The 17,458-nt window shown below is 63.8% G+C and carries 15 protein-coding genes; 11 read left to right on the top strand and 4 right to left on the bottom strand.

The annotated features are described in order from the left end of the window. Positions 1-4: 4 nt before the first annotated feature. The 6 genes from ACVIJ6_RS02870 (at position 5) to ACVIJ6_RS02845 (ending at position 7,460) form a co-directional block, all read left to right on the top strand. The gene (locus tag ACVIJ6_RS02870; protein WP_456771405.1) at positions 5-1,381 is read left to right on the top strand and encodes an aminotransferase class III-fold pyridoxal phosphate-dependent enzyme; all 1,377 of its coding nucleotides are present in this window, start codon (positions 5-7) and stop codon (positions 1,379-1,381) included. Between the two features lie 158 nt (positions 1,382-1,539). Continuing rightward, a complete protein-coding gene (locus tag ACVIJ6_RS02865) occupies positions 1,540-2,259 on the top strand; it encodes an HAD-IA family hydrolase (RefSeq protein WP_456771404.1) in 720 nt (239 codons plus the stop codon). 51 nt (positions 2,260-2,310) lie between these two features. Beyond that, entirely contained in the window at positions 2,311-3,918 is a 1,608-nt protein-coding gene (locus ACVIJ6_RS02860) for an ABC transporter substrate-binding protein (RefSeq protein WP_456771403.1), read from the top strand. Positions 3,919-3,999: 81 nt separating this feature from the next. After that, positions 4,000-4,950 (top strand): ABC transporter permease, encoded by a 951-nt coding sequence (locus ACVIJ6_RS02855; protein ID WP_456771402.1) that lies wholly within the window; start codon positions 4,000-4,002, stop codon positions 4,948-4,950. Further along, positions 4,947-5,801, top strand: a complete 855-nt coding sequence (locus tag ACVIJ6_RS02850; RefSeq protein WP_456771401.1) for an ABC transporter permease — start codon at positions 4,947-4,949, stop codon at positions 5,799-5,801. Before ACVIJ6_RS02855 ends, ACVIJ6_RS02850 begins: the two co-directional genes overlap by 4 nt. Next, positions 5,802-7,460: an ABC transporter ATP-binding protein gene (locus ACVIJ6_RS02845; RefSeq protein ID WP_456771400.1), complete on the top strand. Its 1,659-nt coding sequence runs from the start codon at positions 5,802-5,804 to the stop codon at positions 7,458-7,460. A gap of 8 nt (positions 7,461-7,468) precedes the next feature. On the opposite strand, the gene ACVIJ6_RS02840 is transcribed toward ACVIJ6_RS02845, so the two are convergent. Then, complete coding sequence (locus tag ACVIJ6_RS02840) at positions 7,469-7,945, bottom strand: Lrp/AsnC family transcriptional regulator (RefSeq protein ID WP_041750504.1); 477 nt, start codon at positions 7,943-7,945, stop codon at positions 7,469-7,471. 241 nt (positions 7,946-8,186) lie between these two features. On the opposite strand from ACVIJ6_RS02840, the gene ACVIJ6_RS02835 reads away from it, so the two are divergent. Next, entirely contained in the window at positions 8,187-9,512 is a 1,326-nt protein-coding gene (locus ACVIJ6_RS02835; protein WP_456771399.1) for an NAD(P)/FAD-dependent oxidoreductase, read from the top strand. A 123-nt stretch (positions 9,513-9,635) separates the two neighbouring features. Here the strand turns inward: ACVIJ6_RS02835 and ACVIJ6_RS02830 are convergent, their stop codons facing one another. Together ACVIJ6_RS02830 and ACVIJ6_RS02825 are read right to left on the bottom strand one after the other, a co-directional pair. Beyond that, entirely contained in the window at positions 9,636-11,015 is a 1,380-nt protein-coding gene (locus ACVIJ6_RS02830) for an aspartate aminotransferase family protein (RefSeq protein WP_456771398.1), read from the bottom strand. Positions 11,016-11,220: 205 nt separating this feature from the next. Next, positions 11,221-12,291: a LysR family transcriptional regulator gene (locus tag ACVIJ6_RS02825; RefSeq protein WP_456771397.1), complete on the bottom strand. Its 1,071-nt coding sequence runs from the start codon at positions 12,289-12,291 to the stop codon at positions 11,221-11,223. Between the two features lie 63 nt (positions 12,292-12,354). Between ACVIJ6_RS02825 and ACVIJ6_RS02820 the strand changes: the two genes are divergently transcribed. From ACVIJ6_RS02820 to ACVIJ6_RS02810, 3 genes are all read left to right on the top strand, one after another. Further along, positions 12,355-13,008 (top strand): hypothetical protein, encoded by a 654-nt coding sequence (locus ACVIJ6_RS02820; RefSeq protein WP_456771396.1) that lies wholly within the window; start codon positions 12,355-12,357, stop codon positions 13,006-13,008. A 502-nt stretch (positions 13,009-13,510) separates the two neighbouring features. Further along, a complete protein-coding gene (locus ACVIJ6_RS02815) occupies positions 13,511-13,771 on the top strand; it encodes a hypothetical protein (protein ID WP_456771395.1) in 261 nt (86 codons plus the stop codon). Positions 13,772-14,171: 400 nt separating this feature from the next. After that, positions 14,172-15,155 carry a SphA family protein gene (locus ACVIJ6_RS02810; protein ID WP_456771394.1) on the top strand — a complete coding sequence of 328 codons (984 nt, stop codon included), beginning with the start codon at positions 14,172-14,174 and terminating at the stop codon, positions 15,153-15,155. Between the two features lie 77 nt (positions 15,156-15,232). Here ACVIJ6_RS02810 and ACVIJ6_RS02805 read toward each other — a convergent pair whose 3' ends face one another. Next, positions 15,233-16,141, bottom strand: a complete 909-nt coding sequence (locus tag ACVIJ6_RS02805; RefSeq protein ID WP_456771393.1) for a LysR family transcriptional regulator — start codon at positions 16,139-16,141, stop codon at positions 15,233-15,235. 143 nt (positions 16,142-16,284) lie between these two features. On the opposite strand from ACVIJ6_RS02805, the gene ACVIJ6_RS02800 reads away from it, so the two are divergent. Further along, positions 16,285-17,442 carry an alpha/beta hydrolase family protein gene (locus ACVIJ6_RS02800; protein WP_456776881.1) on the top strand — a complete coding sequence of 386 codons (1,158 nt, stop codon included), beginning with the start codon at positions 16,285-16,287 and terminating at the stop codon, positions 17,440-17,442. The last annotated feature ends 16 nt before the right edge of the window (positions 17,443-17,458 follow it).

The raw sequence follows: 17,458 nt of genomic DNA, 5'->3' as shown, positions 1-17,458 counted from the left end.
CATCATGCTCAGCAACTCGCTCATCGAACTCGACCGCGCTCATCTGGTGCATCCGGTCGCGTCCTATCGCGGACACGAGGCCTCGGGTGCGCGCGTCCTGACATCGGCCAAGGGCGCTGTTGTCACCGACGGCTCTGGCCAGCAGCTGGTCGACGGCTTTGCCGGACTGTGGTGCGTCAATGCCGGCTATGGTCATGAGAGCATCGTCGAGGCGGCCGCCAAGCAGATGCGCGAGCTGCCTTACGCGACCGGCTATTTCAGCCTCGCCTCGGAGCCGGCCATCCGCCTCGCGGCGGCGCTGGCCGAGCGTGCGCCGGGCGATCTCAACCACGTCTACTTCACGCTCGGCGGTTCGGATGCCGTCGACAGCACGGTGCGTTTCATTCACAATTACTGGCACGTGAAGGGCCAGCCGCAGCGCGACCAGTTCATCACCCTGCAGCAGGGCTATCACGGCTCCTCGACGGTCGGCGCGGGACTGACGGCGCTGCCCGCATTCCACGCCAATTTCGGCGTGCCGCTCAATTGGCAGCACAAGATCCCCTCGCACTACGCGTATCGCAATCCGGTCGGCAGCCATGCCGATGCGATCATTGCGGCTTCGCTCGCCGCGCTCGACGCCAAGATCGCCGAACTCGGCGGGCCTGAGCGGGTGGCGGCGTTCTATGCCGAGCCGATCCAGGGCTCCGGCGGCGTGCTGGTGCCGCCCGACGGCTGGATGAAGGCGATGCGCGCGCGCTGCAGGCAGCACGGCATCCTGTTCGTCGCCGACGAGGTGATCACCGGCTTTGGCCGCACCGGACCCTTGTTCGCCTGCACCGATGACGAGGTCGTCCCCGATCTCATGACCGTGGCCAAGGGCCTGACCTCCGGCTACGTCCCGATGGGCGCGGTGCTGATGTCCGATCATGTCTATGGCGTGATCGCCGATGGGGCAGGGGCGGCGGCCGTGGGGCACGGCTATACCTATTCGGCCCATCCGGTGAGTGCGGCCGTCGGCCTTGCCGTGCTCGATCTGTATGAGAGCGGCCTGTTGGAGAATGGCCGGCGTGCCGGTGCGCGGCTGATGGCGGGCCTGCGCGCGATGCAGGATCATCCGCTGGTCGGCGAGGTCCGCGGCCGCGGCCTCCTGGCCGCGATCGAGCTCGTGGTCGACAAGGAGAAGAAGACGCCCTTGCCGGCCAGCGCCGAGCCGTCGCGCCGCATCTTCGATCGCGCCTGGGCCAATGGGCTCGTCATTCGCGCCTTCCCGACCGGGGTGCTCGGCTACGCGCCGCCGCTGTGCTGCAGCGAGTCCGATATCGATGCCATCATCGAGCGGACCGCGCGAACGCTCGACCAGACCCTGGCCGACCCGGACGTCCGCCAAGCCATGCCATGAAACCGGGCACCGGCAGATCGCTGCCTGTGCAGCAGCGGCGATATGTCGGCGCCCGCTCCTATTCGCAATTTTGTGCCGTGGGGTCCCCGCAATTCGGAAGTTTTCGCCGGAACCCGGCCTCACACTGGGACCACCACATAAGAGCACCGCACTCCCGGATGAGCACGATGGATCTCGCCCAATTCAGGTATCTGACCTTCGATGTGGTCGGCACGCTGATCGACTTCGAAGGCGGGATCGTCATCAGCCTCGGCGACATCGCGGCGGAATCCAGCAAGGTCATCGATGGTGAGCAGGCGCTCAGCCTGTACCGCGCTGCGCGCTACGCCGCCGACGCGGATCGTTTCCCGGATGATCTGGTGCGCGTCTATGACGTCATTGCGCCGCAACTCGGTCTGCCCAGACAGACCGCGCTGGGCGAGCGCTTCCGCGATTCGGCCGCGCGCTGGAAGGCGTTTCCCGACAGCGCCGCGGCCATGGCCCGCCTCGCCAAGTGTTACAAGCTCATCGCGATGACCAATGCGCGGCGCTGGGCGCTGGACCATTTCGAGCGCGAGCTGGGCTCGCCGTTCTACGCGACCTTCACGGTCGACGACACCGGGACGGAAAAGCCGGATCCCGCCTTCTTCACCCAGGTATTCGACTTCGTCGCACGCGACGGCGGCACCACCTCGCAGATCCTGCATGTCGCGCAGAGCCAGTATCACGACATCGGCATCTCCCGGCAGCTCGGCATCACCAATTGCTGGATCGAGCGGCGTCACGACAAGCAGGGCTATGGCGGCACCATCGCGCCCGCGTCCTTCACGAAGCCGGATTTTCATTTCCACTCGATGGCCGAGCTGGCCGACGCGGTGGATCACTTGCCTGCGACATGACGAACTGCTGACGATTTCATTCTGCCGGATCGCGAACAGGGGACGGATGACATGAGCAACGGGATCACCAACTGGACTGCGAGCGATGATGGGCTGGTTGAGGCGGCGATCCGGCGCGGCGCGTCGCGCCGGGATCTCCTGAAGATGATGTTCGCCAATGGCGTCGCGCTCGCTGCCGGCAGCACCATCCTCGGCCGCGCCGAGCCCGCTTACGCGGCAACGCCGAAGAAGGGCGGGTCGATCAAGGCGGCGGGATGGTCGACCTCGACCGCCGACACGCTCGATCCGGCCAAGGCCTCGTTCTCGACCGACTATGTCCGCTGCTGCTCGTTCTACAATCGGCTGACGACACTGGACAAGAACGGCGCGGCGCAGATGGAGCTCGCCGAAGCCGTGGAGTCGACGGATGCGCAGACCTGGACGGTCAAGCTCAAGAAGAGCATCACCTTCCACGATGGCAAGCCGTTGACGGCTGACGACGTCGTGTTCTCGCTGAAGCGGCACCTCGACAAGGCGACCGGTTCCAAGGTAGCCAAGATCGCGGCGCAGATGACCGGCCTCAAGGCGGTCGACAAGAACACCGTCGAGATCAGCTTGGCGAGTCCGAACGCTGACCTGCCGATGATCCTCGCGCTGCATCACTTCATGATCGTGGCCGACGGCACCACCGACTTTTCCAAGGCGAACGGTACCGGCGCATTCGTCCGCGAGGTCTTCGAACCCGGCGTGCGCTCGATTGGCGTGCGTAACAAGAACTATTTCAAGGACGGTCCCTATCTCGACCAGATCGAGTTCATCGCGATCACGGAAGAGAATGCGCGCGTGAACGCGCTGCTGTCCGGCGATATTCAGCTCGCGGCCAGCATCAATCCGCGTTCGCTCCGGCTGATCGAGGGCAAGGAGGGGATCGCGCTGTCGAAATCGACGACCGGCAACTACACCGATCTCAATATGCGGCTCGATATGGCCCCGGGCAACAAGAAGGACTTCATCGATGGCATGAAGCACATCGTCAACCGCGAGCAGATCGTCAAATCGGTCTTGCGCGGCTTCGGGGTCGTCGGCAACGATCAGCCGGTCTCGCCGGCCAACTTCTTCCACAATCCCGACCTCAAGCCGAAGCCGTTCGATCCCGACAAGGCGAAATTCCTGTTCCAGAAGGCCGGCGTGCTCGGTACGCCGATCCCGGTGGTCGCATCGGAAGCTGCGAACTCCGCGATCGAGATGGCGATGGTGATCCAGGCCTCGGCCGCGGCGATTGGACTGACGCTCGACGTGCAACGTGTCCCGTCGGACGGCTATTGGGACAATTACTGGCTGAAGGCGCCGGTCCATTTCGGCAACATCAATCCGCGGCCGACGCCGGACATCCTGTTCTCGCTGCTCTACGCCTCCGAGGCGCCTTGGAACGAGAGCCGCTACAAGTCCGAGACGTTCGACAAGATGATGCTCGAGGCACGTGGGATGCTCGACCAGGCCAAGCGCAAGCAGATGTATGCCGAGATGCAGGTCATGATCGCGGAGCAGGCGGGCACCATCATTCCGGCCTATATCTCCAATATCGATGCCACCTCGTCCAAGCTGAAGGGCTTGGAGCCGAGCCCGCTCGGCGGCATGATGGGATATGCCTTTGCTGAATATGTCTGGCTCGATTCGTGAATGTCAGAGACGCTGGCCGCCGGCGTTGAGGCCGGCGTCCAAGTGACCAACATCCTCTGATCAGGCTCACGGACGCCCAGTGTGAAACATCGGATCGCCTCACTTGTCCTTGCCCGGTTGGCCATCGCACTGGTCACCGCGATCATTGTTTCATTCGCCGTGTTCTTCGCCACCGCCATGCTGCCCGGCGACACCGCGACCATCCTGCTCGGCCAGGCGGCGACGCCGGAAGCCGTCGAAGGGCTGCGCAAGGCGATGCATCTCGACGATCCCGCGATCTTCCGCTTCCTGCGCTGGCTCGCCGGCGTTGTGCATGGTGACCTCGGCGTCTCCTACGCCAACAACATGCCGGTCGCCAAGCTGATATCAGGACGGCTCGTCAACACCCTCAAGCTCGCCGGCCTCACAGCGGTCATCTCGGTGCCGTTGGCGCTGACGCTCGGCATCACCGCGGCAATGCTGCGCAACACGCTGTATGACCGCTGCCTCACCATCGCGATCATCGGCGTGGTTTCTGTTCCGGAGTTCATGATCGCGACGCTCGCCGTGCTGCTGTTTGCGGTCTATCTCAACTGGCTGCCGGCGGTGTCCTTCACTAGCGAGATCCGCACCGGCTATGATTTCGCGCGCGCTTATGCGATGCCGGTCGTCACGCTCACGGTCGTGATCTCGGCGCAGATGATCCGGATGAGCCGGGCGGCCGTGATCGAGACGCTGAACACGCCCTATGTCGAGATGGCGCTGCTGAAGGGCGCCTCGCGCGGCCGGCTCGTCTTTCACCACGCGCTGCCCAATGCGCTCGGTCCGATCGTGAATGCGGTGGCGCTGTCATTGTCCTATCTCCTTGGTGGCGTCATCATTGTCGAGACCGTCTTCAACTATCCTGGCATCGCCAAGCTGATGGTCGACGCGGTGTCGACCCGCGATCTGCCGCTGATCCAGAGCTGTGCCATCATCTTCTGCTTCGGCTACCTGTTCCTGACCACCACGGCCGACATCATCGCCATCCTCTCCAATCCGAGGCTGCGATGACCCGCGTCGCGAAATCCGCTCCGCGCCATCAGCGATTTGGCTACCGCATCAATGCGGTCGGCGTGGCCGGGGCGCTGGTCGTGGGATTCTGGATCGTGGTTGCGCTCGCCGCGCCCGCGATCGTTCCGCATCCGATCGGCGACATCGTCGACACCGACTATTTCGGCCCGATCAGCCGCGAACTCTGGCTCGGCTCCGACTATCTCGGCCGTGACATGACCTCGCGCATCCTGATGGGCGCCAGATATACGCTCGGCATTTCGATAGCCTCCGTCATCATCGCCGGCGTGTCGGGCGTCATGCTCGGCATGATCGCGGCGATCACCGGCGGCGTCGTCGATATGGTGCTGAGCCGGTTTCTCGATGCGCTGAACTCGATCCCGAGCAAGCTGTTCAGCCTCGTCGTCGTCGCCGCGGTGGGATCGTCGATTCCCGTTCTCATCGTGACGATGGCGGTGATTTACATCCCTGGCGCCTTCCGCTTCGCCCGCGCGCTTGCGGTCAACATCAACACCATGGATTTCGTCGTGGTCGCCCGCATCCGCGGCGAGAGCCTGTTCTATCTGATCCGGGCGGAGATCCTGCCCAACATCATCGGTCCCGTGCTGGTCGATCTCGGCTTGCGTTTCGTCTTCATCGTGCTGCTGCTGTCGGGGCTGTCCTTCCTCGGCCTCGGCGTCAAGCCGCCCTATGCCGATTGGGGCGCGCTGGTGCGTGAGAACATCGGCGGTTTGCCCTATGCCGCGCCGGCCGTGATTGTTCCGTCGCTGGCGATTGCCAGCCTGACCATCGCCGTCAACCTCCTGATCGATAATTTGCCGACCAAGATCCGCGACCGGGAGCCCTCCTAGATGACGAGCCTCGTTGAGATCCGCGGTCTTCGCGTCGAGGCGAGCACGGATTCCGGCCGTACCATCGAGATCATCAAGGGCGTCGATCTCGACATCGCCGAGGGCGAGATCGTCGCGTTGATCGGCGAGAGCGGCTCCGGCAAGACGACCATCGCGATGACCCTGATGGGCTATGCGCGCGCCGGCTGCAGGATCGTCGGTGGCGCGGTCGCGGTCGACGGCGTCGACATGGTGGCGCTGTCCGAAAAGGACAGGGCGGCCGTGCGCGGCGCGAAGATCGCGTATGTGCCGCAGAGCGCGGCCGCGGCGTTCAATCCGGCGATCCGGATCATGGACCAGGTCATCGAGGTCGTGCGCATCCACGGCGTGATGCCGCTGGAGGGGGCGCGTGCCAAGGCGGTGACGCTGTTCCGCGCGCTGTCGCTGCCCAATCCCGAGACGATCGGCGATCGCTATCCGCATCAGGTGTCCGGCGGCCAGCTGCAGCGGCTGGCGGCGGCCATGGCTTTGATCGCGAATCCCAAACTCCTGATCTTCGACGAGCCGACCACGGCACTCGATGTGACGACGCAGGTGGAGGTACTCAGAGCCTTCAAATCGGTGATTTCGGCGCACCGCATCGCCGGCATCTATGTCTCGCATGATCTCGCGGTCGTGGCCCAGATCGCCGACCGCATCGTAGTGCTGCGGAACGGCGAGGTGCAGGAATCCGGAGCGACCCACGATATTCTCGCGCGCGCGCGGCACCCCTATACGCAGCAACTGCTCGCCGCCGTGACGCCGCACCACGCGCCGCGGCCTGCAGTGACCGGTCCCACCGCGGCCGAGGCGCTGCTCGAGGTTCATGAGGTGTCGGTCGGCTATGGTCCGCTGCGCTCGGACGGCCAGCCTGCGATCGTGGCGGTCGAGAACGTCAGCCTGCGCGTCGCGCGCGGGCGCAATCTTGGCATCATCGGCGAATCCGGCTGCGGCAAGTCGACGCTGGCCCGCGCCATCGCCGGCATCCTGCCGCCTTTCGCCGGCGGCGTCGTGTTCGACGGCCGCGAGCTCGCACGCAGCGCGCGTAGCCGCAGCGCGGACCAACTGCGCCAATTGCAGATCGTGTTCCAGCATGCCGATACGGCGCTCAATCCGGCGCAGACCGTCGAGGACATTCTCGGCCGCCCGCTGACCTTCTATCACGGCATGGCGCGCAAGCCGCGCAGCGCGCGGATCGACCAGCTGCTCGATATGGTGAAGTTGCCGCGGAGCTTGCGGCTGCGGCGTCCGGCCGAACTCTCGGGCGGTCAGAAGCAGCGAGTCAACTTCGCCCGCGCGCTGGCGGCTGATCCCAAGCTGATCGTCTGCGACGAGATCACCTCGGCGCTCGACACCGTCGTCGCCGCCGCAATCATCGATCTATTGAAAGAGCTGCAGCGCGAGCTCGATCTCGCTTATGTCTTCATCAGCCACGACCTGTCGGTGGTCGAGGCGATCTGCGACGACATCGTCGTGATGTATCGCGGCCGCAAGATCGAGCAGATCTCGCCCGAGGCCATGGCGCGGCCGGAGCATCCCTATACGCAGCTTCTGCTGTCCTCGGTGCCGAAGCTCGATCCTGCCTGGCTCGACAATCTTCGCCAGGATCCCGACCAGGTGCGCGCTTATTGCCAGCGCTGATGGCGGGTCTACATCTGGAACAGGCTGGTCAGCGGCAGATAGGGTTTGACGATCGGCGACTTCAGCACGACGAAGCTGAAATATTTCTCGATGCCGATGTCCATATCGGTCAGCCGCTCCATGATGGTCTGATACTCGCCGATCCCCGCCGTGACGAACTTCATCATGTAGTCGTAGCCGCCAGAGACGAGATGACACTCGATCACCTGGTCGATCTTCTCCACTGCGGCGAGAAAGCGGGCGAAGTCGATCTGGCGATGGTTCTTCAGGGTCACCTCGGTGAACACGGTCAGCGTCTGGCCGAGCTTGGAGACGCAGATCTGCGCCGAATAGCCCTCGATGTAGCCCTCGGCCTGAAGCTTCTTTACCCGCATCAGACAGGGGCTGGGCGACAGGTTGACCAGCTCGGCCAGCTCGACATTGGTGACGCGGCCGTTCTTCTGCAGTTCGTGCAGGATCTTGATGTCGATGCGATCGAGCTTCATGAGGCCGGGATCCCGTGTGGCGATGCGTGCGGGCCCATTACAGCAGAAAATGCTGCCATGGAGCCATCGGAATGTCCGTGAAGCAAGAATGGGGCCGCGATCATTCAAATTATGCAATGCAAAACAATGCACCGGCGGGGTGGTGGTCAGCAGAATCAAATGCCGTCCGGCTGCCAAATCCGGCGCCCGCCGTGCCCGATACCGCTGTAACCTGTGAACAGCCGAGAGCCGGAGACGCCGCATGCCCGCACCATTGGTGCACGTCGAAACATCCCCTACGCTGCCTGAGCGTGCAGATGCCGTGGTCATCGGCGGCGGCATCGTCGGCGTGTTCACGGCCTATGAGCTCGTGCGGCGCGGGCTTGCGGTCGCCCTCATCGAGAAGGGCCGCATCGGCGCCGAGCAGTCCAGCCGCAACTGGGGCTGGTGCCGGCAGCAGAACCGCGACGCGCGCGAGCTGCCGATGGCAACGCTCAGCCTCGATCTGTGGGAACGCTTCGCCGCCGAGAGCGGCGAGGCGACCGGCTTCTCGCGCTGTGGCCTGCTCTATCTCAGCAATGACGAAGCTGAGCTCGCGGGTTGGGCGCGCTGGGGCGAGTTTGCCAGGACCGCTGGCGTCACCTCGCACATGCTGGACAGCCGCAAAGCCACCGCGCGCGGCGCGGCCACTGGGCGCAGTTGGAAGGGCGGCGTGTTCTCGCCGACCGACGGCACCGCAAGTCCCGCCGATGCTGCGCCCGCCGTAGCGCGCGCGATCCTGAAGCAGGGTGGCTCGGTGCACCAGATGTGCGCCGTGCGCGGCGTCGAGACCAGTGGCGGCCGGCTCTCCGCCGTCGTCACCGAGCGCGGTACGATCCGCACGCCGACCGCGGTGCTTGCGGCCGGCGCCTGGGCCTCATCGTTCTGCCATCAGCTCGGCGTCGCGCTCCCCATTGCCTCGATCCGCGCCTCGGCGCTTGCCTTGTCGCCGTCCGCGGAGCCGCTGCCGCCGGCGCTGCACACCGCCGCGGTCTCGATCACGAGGCGCGGCGATGGCGGCCATACGCTGGCCATCAGCGGCCGCGGCCGCGTCGATCCGACCCTGCAGCAGCTACGCTTCGCGCAACATTTCCTGCCGATGTTCGCCAAACGCTGGCGCAGCCTGCTGCCGGGCGGCTTCGAAGGGCTGAGAATGGGGCACGAGACGCTTGGGCGCTGGCGGCTCGATGCGCCGACGCCGATGGAGTCCACGCGCATTCTCGATCCAACCCCGGATCAGGCGACCATCCGCCTCACCCATCAACGCGCCCTGGAGCTGCTGCCGGCGTTGAAACAGAGCAAGGTCACGGCGACCTGGGCGAGCTATATCGACTCCACGCCGGACGGCGTGCCGGTGATCGGCGAATTGGCTGCCATGCCCGGCCTGATCGTGGCCGCGGGCTTCAGCGGCCACGGCTTCGGCATCGGACCCGGTGCCGGTCACCTCATCGCCGACCTCCTCACCGCTGCCACGCCGATCGTCGATCCCAAGCCTTACGCCCCCGGGCGCTTTGCGCGCCATGGGGCGACGAAGGTCGCAGACTTCTGAGGGCCGGATGCCGCGACGCGGCTCGGCCCTCAGCGCTGAATGATCTGGGCGTCGAGGACCGCGCTCGAATGAGGGGCGTGCGCCTTCGCCGGCGAAGGGACCAAGGCACACGCAGGCGAGGGGTCAGGCCTCCGGCATGCCGGCGTTGACCCAGTCGGTGATGTCGTCGAGCGTCGCCTTGAAGCGCTTCAGCAGTTCGTCGACCTGCGCGGCGGTGATGATCATCGGCGGACAGATCGCGATGCTGTCGCCGACGTTGCGGATGATCAGGCCGTGCTGATGGGCGCGATCGAAGAACTTCAGTCCGACCTTGCCGACCGGGTCGAAGCGGGCCTTCGTCGCCTTGTCGGCAACCAGCTCGACGGCAGCGATGAGGCCGCGGCCGCGGACCTCGCCGACCAGCGGATGATCGGCAAAACGCGACAGCCCCGCATGCAGGTGCGCACCGACCTCGGCCGCATTGGCGACCAGGTTGCGCTCCTCGATGATCGCCAGGTTCTCCAGCGCGACGGCGGTCGCGACCGGGTGGGCGCTCGCCGTATAGCCGTGGCCGAAGGTGCCGAGCCGGTCGGACTGGTCGGCCATCGCCTGGTACATCTCGTCGCTGATCAGCACCGCGGCGAGCGGCTGGTAGGACGAGGTGATCTGCTTGGAGCAGACCAGGATGTCCGGCCTGATGCCGAACGTGTCGCAGCCGAACAGGGTGCCGAGCCGGCCGAAGCCGTTGATCACCTCGTCGGCGATCACCAGCACATCGTATTTGCGGCAGACCTCCTGGATGCGCTGCCAGTAATTCACCGGCGGAACGATCACGCCGCCGGCGCCCATCAGCGGCTCGCCGATGAAGGCCGCGACCGTATCCGGGCCCTCGCTGAGGATCAGGTCCTCGAGTTCCTTGGCCAGCCGCTCGGTGAACGCCTCCTCGCTCTCGCCGGGCAGGCCGAAGCGGTAGTAATGCGGGCAGGTGAGGTGCTTGGCGAACGGCAGCGGCAGGTCGAAGCCGCGCTGATTGGCCTGCAGGCCGGTGAGGCTGCCGGCGGCGATCGTGATGCCGTGATAGCCGCCCTGGCGGGCGATGAACTTCTTCTTGTCGGGCCGGCCGAGCGCGTTGTTGTAGTACCAGACGAACTTGATGGCGGAATCGTTGGCTTCGCCGCCGGAGCTCGTGAAGAACACGTGCTTCAGGTTGGCAGGCGCCATCGACACCAGCTTTTCGGCCAGCAGGGTCGAGGGCTCATGCGTCTTGTGCGCGAAGATGTGGTAATAGGGCAGCTTGGCCATCTGGCGTGTCGCGGCTTCGACCAGGCGCTTCTCGCCGAAGCCGACGCCCACGCTCCACAGCCCGGCGAGGCCCTCGATATATTCGCGCCCCTCGTCGTCGTAGACATAGATGCCGGAGCCGCGATCGATGACGATCGGGCCGAGGCGTTCGTGCCGCCTCAGATTGGTCGCGGGATGGATCTGGTGGGCGATATCTTTGCTCTGCAGGGAATTGGTTCGCATGGAGGAGGGGACTTTCTGATGGCGGAAGAGGGCAGTCTATCGCGAACCGGATGAAAACGATAATCCCATCACGGGTCGGAGGCACCGTCGCCGCGCGGGCTCGGCTCGGTGAACGGCCGAAGCGGCCCCGGCAACTGAGCTGCGCCTGGTCACCATGGCCCGAGTGGTCGGCGATGCTGACCGCGTCGACCAAGTCAGCCGAGGTCTAAGGTGGTTGGTGGACGCCGACCGACAGCGTCTTTCGCCACTTCTGTATGAATTTCACAAACACCTGCAGCGGTACGGGCACCTGGCGCCGGCTTGGGTGAAACAGGAAAATGCCTGGCATCATATACTCCCAGCGCGGCAGGACATGCACCAATCGCCCTTCAGCCAAATGGGTCTCGATCATCGGTCTTGGCAAATAGGCGATACCGACGCCGTTCAAGGCCGCCTCCACCAGAAGATCAAGGTCGTTCACGACAAGAGACCCTTCGACGGGGACGTCCATTTTCTGACGACCGTCGCTCAAGGTCCACTGATGGATCGAATTTTCGCCTGGCGATCTGTATTTAAGGCAGTTGTGACGAAGTAGATCGCCGGGACTCAAGGGCTCCGGATGCCTCGACAAGTAGTTTGGCGATGCCACGGTCAGCAGAGCAAAGTCATCGAGCATACGCACGATCTTCATGTCCCGTCCCACGCCGCTGCCGACACGAATACCCGCATCGAAGCGATGTTTGACGATATCGACGTTGGCGTCGTCCAAAGCGATCTCTAGCCGAATGTCAGGATACTCGGCCGAGAACGATCGGATCAATGGCGCCAGCTGTCTCAACCCGAACGGACGAACGACGGTGAGACGCAGAGTCCCGATCGGCTTCTCCCGGAACAGGTTGATGCTTTCAAGCGCCTGACCCACGCCCTCGAGCACAGGCAGGACTTCTGCAAACAGCCGCTCTCCTGCCTCCGTCAGCGCCACGCTGCGTGTCGTACGATTGAAGAGCCGGACCCCGAGATCCTCCTCGAGCGATCTGACAGTCTGACTGATGGTCGGCAACGCCATTCCGAGCTCTCGGGCCGCCTTGGTAAAGCTGAGGCGCTCGGCGACCGCGACGAATGCCGTAAGCTCAGAAAGCTGAACGCGAGCCATTATCTGCAAAATCCAAAGTACCCATTTCGTCGGTCCCGCCTTATCAGAACAGCAGCGCGCGTCCAAATTGGCCTTTGGATCGAAGCTGATCCGAGGAAGAGCTGATGCGAGTTCGTCGGCATCCTGCCGGCGCGTGGCCGCCAACTCGCGGCCGGCGTCCGATCAATATATTGGGCGAATGTCTCCAACTACAAGGCAGCCTTTCACATGTTCGCACGATCACGATACCGGCCGCGCGCCGCATACTTGATCAGAACAGGTATCCGCGCCCTGGCTGATCTGGCCCGTCGCGCCATTGCTGGATTGCGCGCACGCCGGCGCCAGGTTTACGCGACAGGTGCCGGTGTCGCCCTGTTATGCGCCGGTTGGTGCGGTTATGATCATCTGGCGCGCACAACCGATCTTGTTTCGACGAACGACGCCTTCGTCCAGATCGATGCCAAATCCGACACAGCCTACGTCGTTGCCTATTTCGAGGATCGCCGCGCCAGCCGGATCATGGCTGGACAACCGGTATCTATCGGCATCAAGGGTCCACCGGAGCGTACCCTGGCCGGTCACGTCGTCGAGGTCTCTGAAAAGACCGCCCTTCTGCACCTCTCGGAAGAGAGTGGGTCAATGCAAGCGTCCGAGATCATGATCCCGGTGCTGATCGCATTTGAGGATGTCATCGACGCATCGACACTTCCGGCGAGTATATCGGTGACGCCGACCATCAACACAAAGCCGCGCGACCGCGACCTTATTGCCGCACCTCCCGCTTGCGTGTGCCGTGGCTCGAGACCGGCGTCCGGCTTGAAGATCACCGATGTGCCGTGGGCCGAATCCTCGGCGACCGATATTAATGATATGCATCATTAATAAAAGATTGCAATTGCAATAAATGCATATGCGCGGGTTGGCGCTGCGGTCGATGCAGGAGCCGCCTGCGCCCCTCTTGCAAAGCACCGGGCGGTACCCGGGGCATGCTTCCAGCTCTCCGTCATACCGATTTCACCGCGACTTGCGGGTGAAAAAGCCGCCGGTCGTCAGACCATATGACGGCCCGACGGCGGCTCTTGGGATTCTTGAACCCGCGGCGAATCGTCGTTGATGCATGGCGTGTCTCGGAGACTCCGTCGTCTGGAGGCGGGGATCGCATGTATGCACGGCTGCGGTGTGCCCAGTTGCGCTTAATACAAACTGCGGGGCGATCGACAGCCAGCGAGGTGGATGGCCGGTCCGGCTCGGAGAGGATTATGCACCGAATCCAAATATGATGTTTGCAACAATCCCAATTATCACGCGCTCGGACGCGTCGCATTGTCCGCCTACGGAGTGGAAAGCATCCACTTGGCCGACTGCGGATGAAAAGGACTAAGATATGAAATCGATCTTCAGGATTGCTGTGCCCACGCTCTGTGCGACCGGCGCATTGCTGATCAGCGTCTCCTGGGCACAAGCCGCCGAATACTGCGCAAAGGATTCCGCGGTGAAGGGATGTTTTTCGACGCTCGCGCAATGCCAAGCATCGGTTTCAGGTGCTGGTGGGAATTGCGTGGAGGCGATCGTCTGGAACGATGCCGCGGCTGCACAGCAGTCCAGAAATGCACAAGGGAGCCGCGCGCAGAGTCTGACGAGATGACCGTCGTGTGGTAACACCGCCACAGGTTGCATGGACACGAGGCCTCTGAGGGTGACTTCAGAGGCCTCGTTCGTTGGGGCAAGCGCTGTGAACGATGCCTGTTCGCTTGCCGAGATGCGACACCAAGAGATGGTCGTCGAATGGCATCGTCAGTTGCTGATTACTTCGATTCCGGGAGAGATGCTGGCTGTCTCCGCCATCCCGAACAACGACAGAAGCCCAACGTCAAGCGGGCCGAAGCGTTCACATGGAGTTTGTGAATATCTCAAATCAAAACGATCAATTTTACGAATGATCGGGGATCGCCCATCAATGGCGCGGTCGGTTGGGCGCCAGCGCGTCGCATCGGCCGGTCGGGGCAAGCTCGTTTCGTAGAAGACGCGCCGCCAAGGGGGGAATGATGACGAGAGGACTGAAGCGGTCCGCTTCCGTAGCGTTGCTGCTGGCTGCAATGATCCAGGGCGCATGGGCGGCCGAGAATGCCGCCACGAACTATCCCGCGGGCTCGCCCGGGGTATTTATCGCGTCGTTTCCGCCGATCCCCGGCCTGTTCGCAATCAGCCAGACCAGCTACACCAGCGCCAGCGGCCTGTATGACGGACAGGGCAACAAGCTGCCGATCAACTTCAAGCTGTCCGCTGTATCGGAAACGATGCGCTTTCTCGCCAGCTATCCTGGCGACTTCTTCGGTGCTCATGTCTATTCGCAGCTCGTAGTGCCTTTCGTTCACCTCGAAAACACCAATCCCGGCGGCTCGTTCCAGGCCAACGGTCTTGGCAACATCACCTTCTCGCCGATCATCCTGAGCTGGGCGCTGTCGCCCGTTCAGACCGTCACGTTCGGGCTCGACATCATGCCGAACACCGGCACCTATTCGGCGCGACAGCCTCTCAACGTCGGCACCAACTATACGACCATCTCGCCGGTCCTCGCCTATCGCTATGCCGATCCGAAGGGCTTCGAGTTCGCCGTTTCGCCGCGTCTGCTGCTCAACGGCACCAATACCGACTCGGTCAATTCCTTCACGCAATTGTCCCAGCAGTATCGCAGCGGTGATGCGCTGGTGGTCGACTTCAACGCGGGCTACAATATCGGCGCCTGGAAGCTCGGCGTCGTCGGTGGCTATACGCAACAGTATCAGGACGACAAGATCAACGGCGTCAAAGCCTTCAATTTCGCCGGGGTGCAGGATGGCAACCGGTTGCGCTCGCTCAACGCCGGCCCGTCGCTGACCTATAATGCGGGGCCGTTTCAGATCAACGTGAACTACCAGCACACGTTCTACGTCGAGAATGGCAGCCGCGGTGATACGGTCTGGGCCAATCTGGCTTTCCCGATCTGGGTGCCCGCGCCGCCGGCGGGAGCCGGGCCGGTCAAGCGCTGATCGGCACGGCCCGACCTTCCATCGCACACACGGCCGGCGTCCTGCGCCGGCCGTCCCACGAGCAGGGCGGGCAGCGATCAGGGCAGCTCGGTCACGACCTCCTGCATCAGCTCGCGCAGCCACAGCAGGCCGGCATCGTTGGAGCGATAGCGGTGCCACTGCACGCGCTGCCGCAGCACTGGCAGCGCAATCGGCAGCTCGATGATGCGGATCGGCAGGCTGCGCTGCGCGGCGATGGCGAGCCGCCGGTGCACGGTGGCGAGCCGGTTCGTTCCGGCGACGAGATGCGGGATCGCCGTGAAGGCGTAGACCGACACGTCCTCGCTGCGGCTCGCGTTGCGCTGCTCCAGGTAATAGGTTTCGAGCGATTGCGCCGCGATCGCTGGCCGCATCACGACGTGGGACGCCCTCGCGAAATCCTGTCGTGACAGCTTGCCCTTGCCATACTTTCCCTTGCTCCATGCGATGACGCAGAAATCGTCCTCGAAGATCACCTCGGATGGGTGCAGCTTGGAGCTGAATTCTTCCGGGATGATCAGCAGGTCGACATCGCCGCGCTCAAGCGCGCGCTCCGGCCGCTGCACCTGTTGTATGAAGTCGAAGCGGATTCCAGGCGCAAGCGCCTCGCTGCGGGCCAACAGCCGCGGGATCAGCGTTACCAGCGTGTAGTCCGATGCCAGGATCTTGAAGCAGCGGTCGGATTGAGCCGGATCGAACTGGGCAGACGAAGCGATGGCCCAATCGACCCGTACCAGAAGGTCCCGGATCGAGTCCTTCAGGGCCTCCGCCCGCGGCGTCAGCTCCATCTTGCGGCCGATCTTCACCAGCAGCTCGTCGTCGAAATAGGTGCGCAGCCGCAGCAAGGCGTTGCTCATCGCCGACTGCGTCATGTTCATGCGCGCGGCGGCGCCGCTGACGCTGCGCAGGTGCAGGAGATGGTCCAGCGCTACCAGCAGATTGAGATCGAACTTGTTGTTGAAGCGCATCGGCGGCCCCGCGCGAGGTATTCAAGAGATCAATGCGGTGGATCTTGATAATCAATTTTTCGGAATGGTCAAACGAGGCTATTCACGACCCAGGGAAGAAACGTGAGGGGACGCGCGGCGGACGGCGCGTCGAAAGTGCAATGATGTTCAAGTATTTTCCGACCAACTATGTCTGGAATCTCTCGGTCGATCTGGCGATCGAGATGGGCGCCCGGATCGGTGAGATCGAGGAGATGTGCGCGCCGCTGCAGGAGGCTGCGCGGCAGCCCGATGCCAGCGGTACCCAGGCCTTCCGCGAGACCTGGGCCCGGATGGCCGACAAGCTCAGTGCGCTCGCCGCCGAGGACGAGGCGAAGGGGCGGCTGTCGTCCGCCGGCGAGAAATATGGCCGCGCAGCGAGCTATCTGATCACCTGCGAGCGTCTTCAGGCCCATGATGCGCCGGGACGTCTGGCGCTATACCGCAAATGTCTCGATCTTTTCGCCAAGGGAATCGCGCTGGCGCAAGAGAACTGCGAGCGCGTCGAGATTCCCTATGAAGGATCTCATATCTCCGGTCTCCTGGTTCGTGCGGCGGGGGTCGAGGGGCCGGCACCGCTGCTGGTGCAGGTCAACGGGCTGGATTCCACCAAGGAGATGAAATACCGCGTCGGCCTGCCGGCCTGGCTCGCCAAACGCGGCGTGTCGTCGCTGGTGATCGATCAGCCCGGATCGGGCGAAGCGCTGCGGCTGCAGGGGCTCACCGCGCGTTATGACTGCGAGCACTGGGCGTCCCGCGTCGTCGACTGGCTGGAGGCCCGCAGCGACGTCGACCCGAAGCGCATCGGTCTGGAGGGCGTTTCGCTCGGCGGTTATTACTGCCCGCGCGCGGTGGCCTTCGAGCCGCGCTTCGCCTGCGGCGTCGCCTGGGGCGCCAATCATGATTGGCGCGACGTGCAGAAGAAGCGGCTGCAGAAGGAGGGTAATTTCCCGGTTCCGCATTATTGGGCGCATGTGCGCTGGGTGTGGGGCGCGCGGGATCAGGACGACTTCATGCGGATTGCCGAGCAGGTTCACCTCGACGGCATTCTCGACCGCATCAAGGTGCCGTTCCTGGTGACGCATGGCGAGAAGGACTCGCAGATCCCGCTGCATTGGGCGGAACGGACCTATGAGCAACTGGTCAATTCGCCGAAGCGCGAGCTGAAGATCTTCACGGAGCGTGAGGGCGGCGCGCAGCATGCGAGCTTCGACAACAGCATCAATGCCGGCCACTACATCGCGGACTGGGTGGCGGAGACGCTGGGCGGACGCGTCGCCTGAGATCTCGCGAGAGGGA

This window comes from Bradyrhizobium sp. USDA 4369 (assembly GCF_054056435.1).
This window is presented reverse-complemented; position numbering and strand designations above follow the sequence as displayed.

Coding starts and splice junctions, on each gene's coding strand:
- ACVIJ6_RS02815 (WP_456771395.1), top strand. CDS start 13,511: ATGAAATCGATCTTCAGGATTGCTGTGCCCACGCTCTGTGCGACCGGC.
- ACVIJ6_RS02800 (WP_456776881.1), top strand. CDS start 16,285: ATGTTCAAGTATTTTCCGACCAACTATGTCTGGAATCTCTCGGTCGAT.
- ACVIJ6_RS02820 (WP_456771396.1), top strand. CDS start 12,355: ATGTTCGCACGATCACGATACCGGCCGCGCGCCGCATACTTGATCAGA.
- ACVIJ6_RS02805 (WP_456771393.1), bottom strand. CDS start 16,141: ATGCGCTTCAACAACAAGTTCGATCTCAATCTGCTGGTAGCGCTGGAC.
- ACVIJ6_RS02810 (WP_456771394.1), top strand. CDS start 14,172: ATGACGAGAGGACTGAAGCGGTCCGCTTCCGTAGCGTTGCTGCTGGCT.
- ACVIJ6_RS02835 (WP_456771399.1), top strand. CDS start 8,187: ATGCCCGCACCATTGGTGCACGTCGAAACATCCCCTACGCTGCCTGAG.
- ACVIJ6_RS02830 (WP_456771398.1), bottom strand. CDS start 11,015: ATGCGAACCAATTCCCTGCAGAGCAAAGATATCGCCCACCAGATCCAT.
- ACVIJ6_RS02840 (WP_041750504.1), bottom strand. CDS start 7,945: ATGAAGCTCGATCGCATCGACATCAAGATCCTGCACGAACTGCAGAAG.
- ACVIJ6_RS02850 (WP_456771401.1), top strand. CDS start 4,947: ATGACCCGCGTCGCGAAATCCGCTCCGCGCCATCAGCGATTTGGCTAC.
- ACVIJ6_RS02860 (WP_456771403.1), top strand. CDS start 2,311: ATGAGCAACGGGATCACCAACTGGACTGCGAGCGATGATGGGCTGGTT.
- ACVIJ6_RS02845 (WP_456771400.1), top strand. CDS start 5,802: ATGACGAGCCTCGTTGAGATCCGCGGTCTTCGCGTCGAGGCGAGCACG.
- ACVIJ6_RS02865 (WP_456771404.1), top strand. CDS start 1,540: ATGAGCACGATGGATCTCGCCCAATTCAGGTATCTGACCTTCGATGTG.
- ACVIJ6_RS02870 (WP_456771405.1), top strand. CDS start 5: ATGCTCAGCAACTCGCTCATCGAACTCGACCGCGCTCATCTGGTGCAT.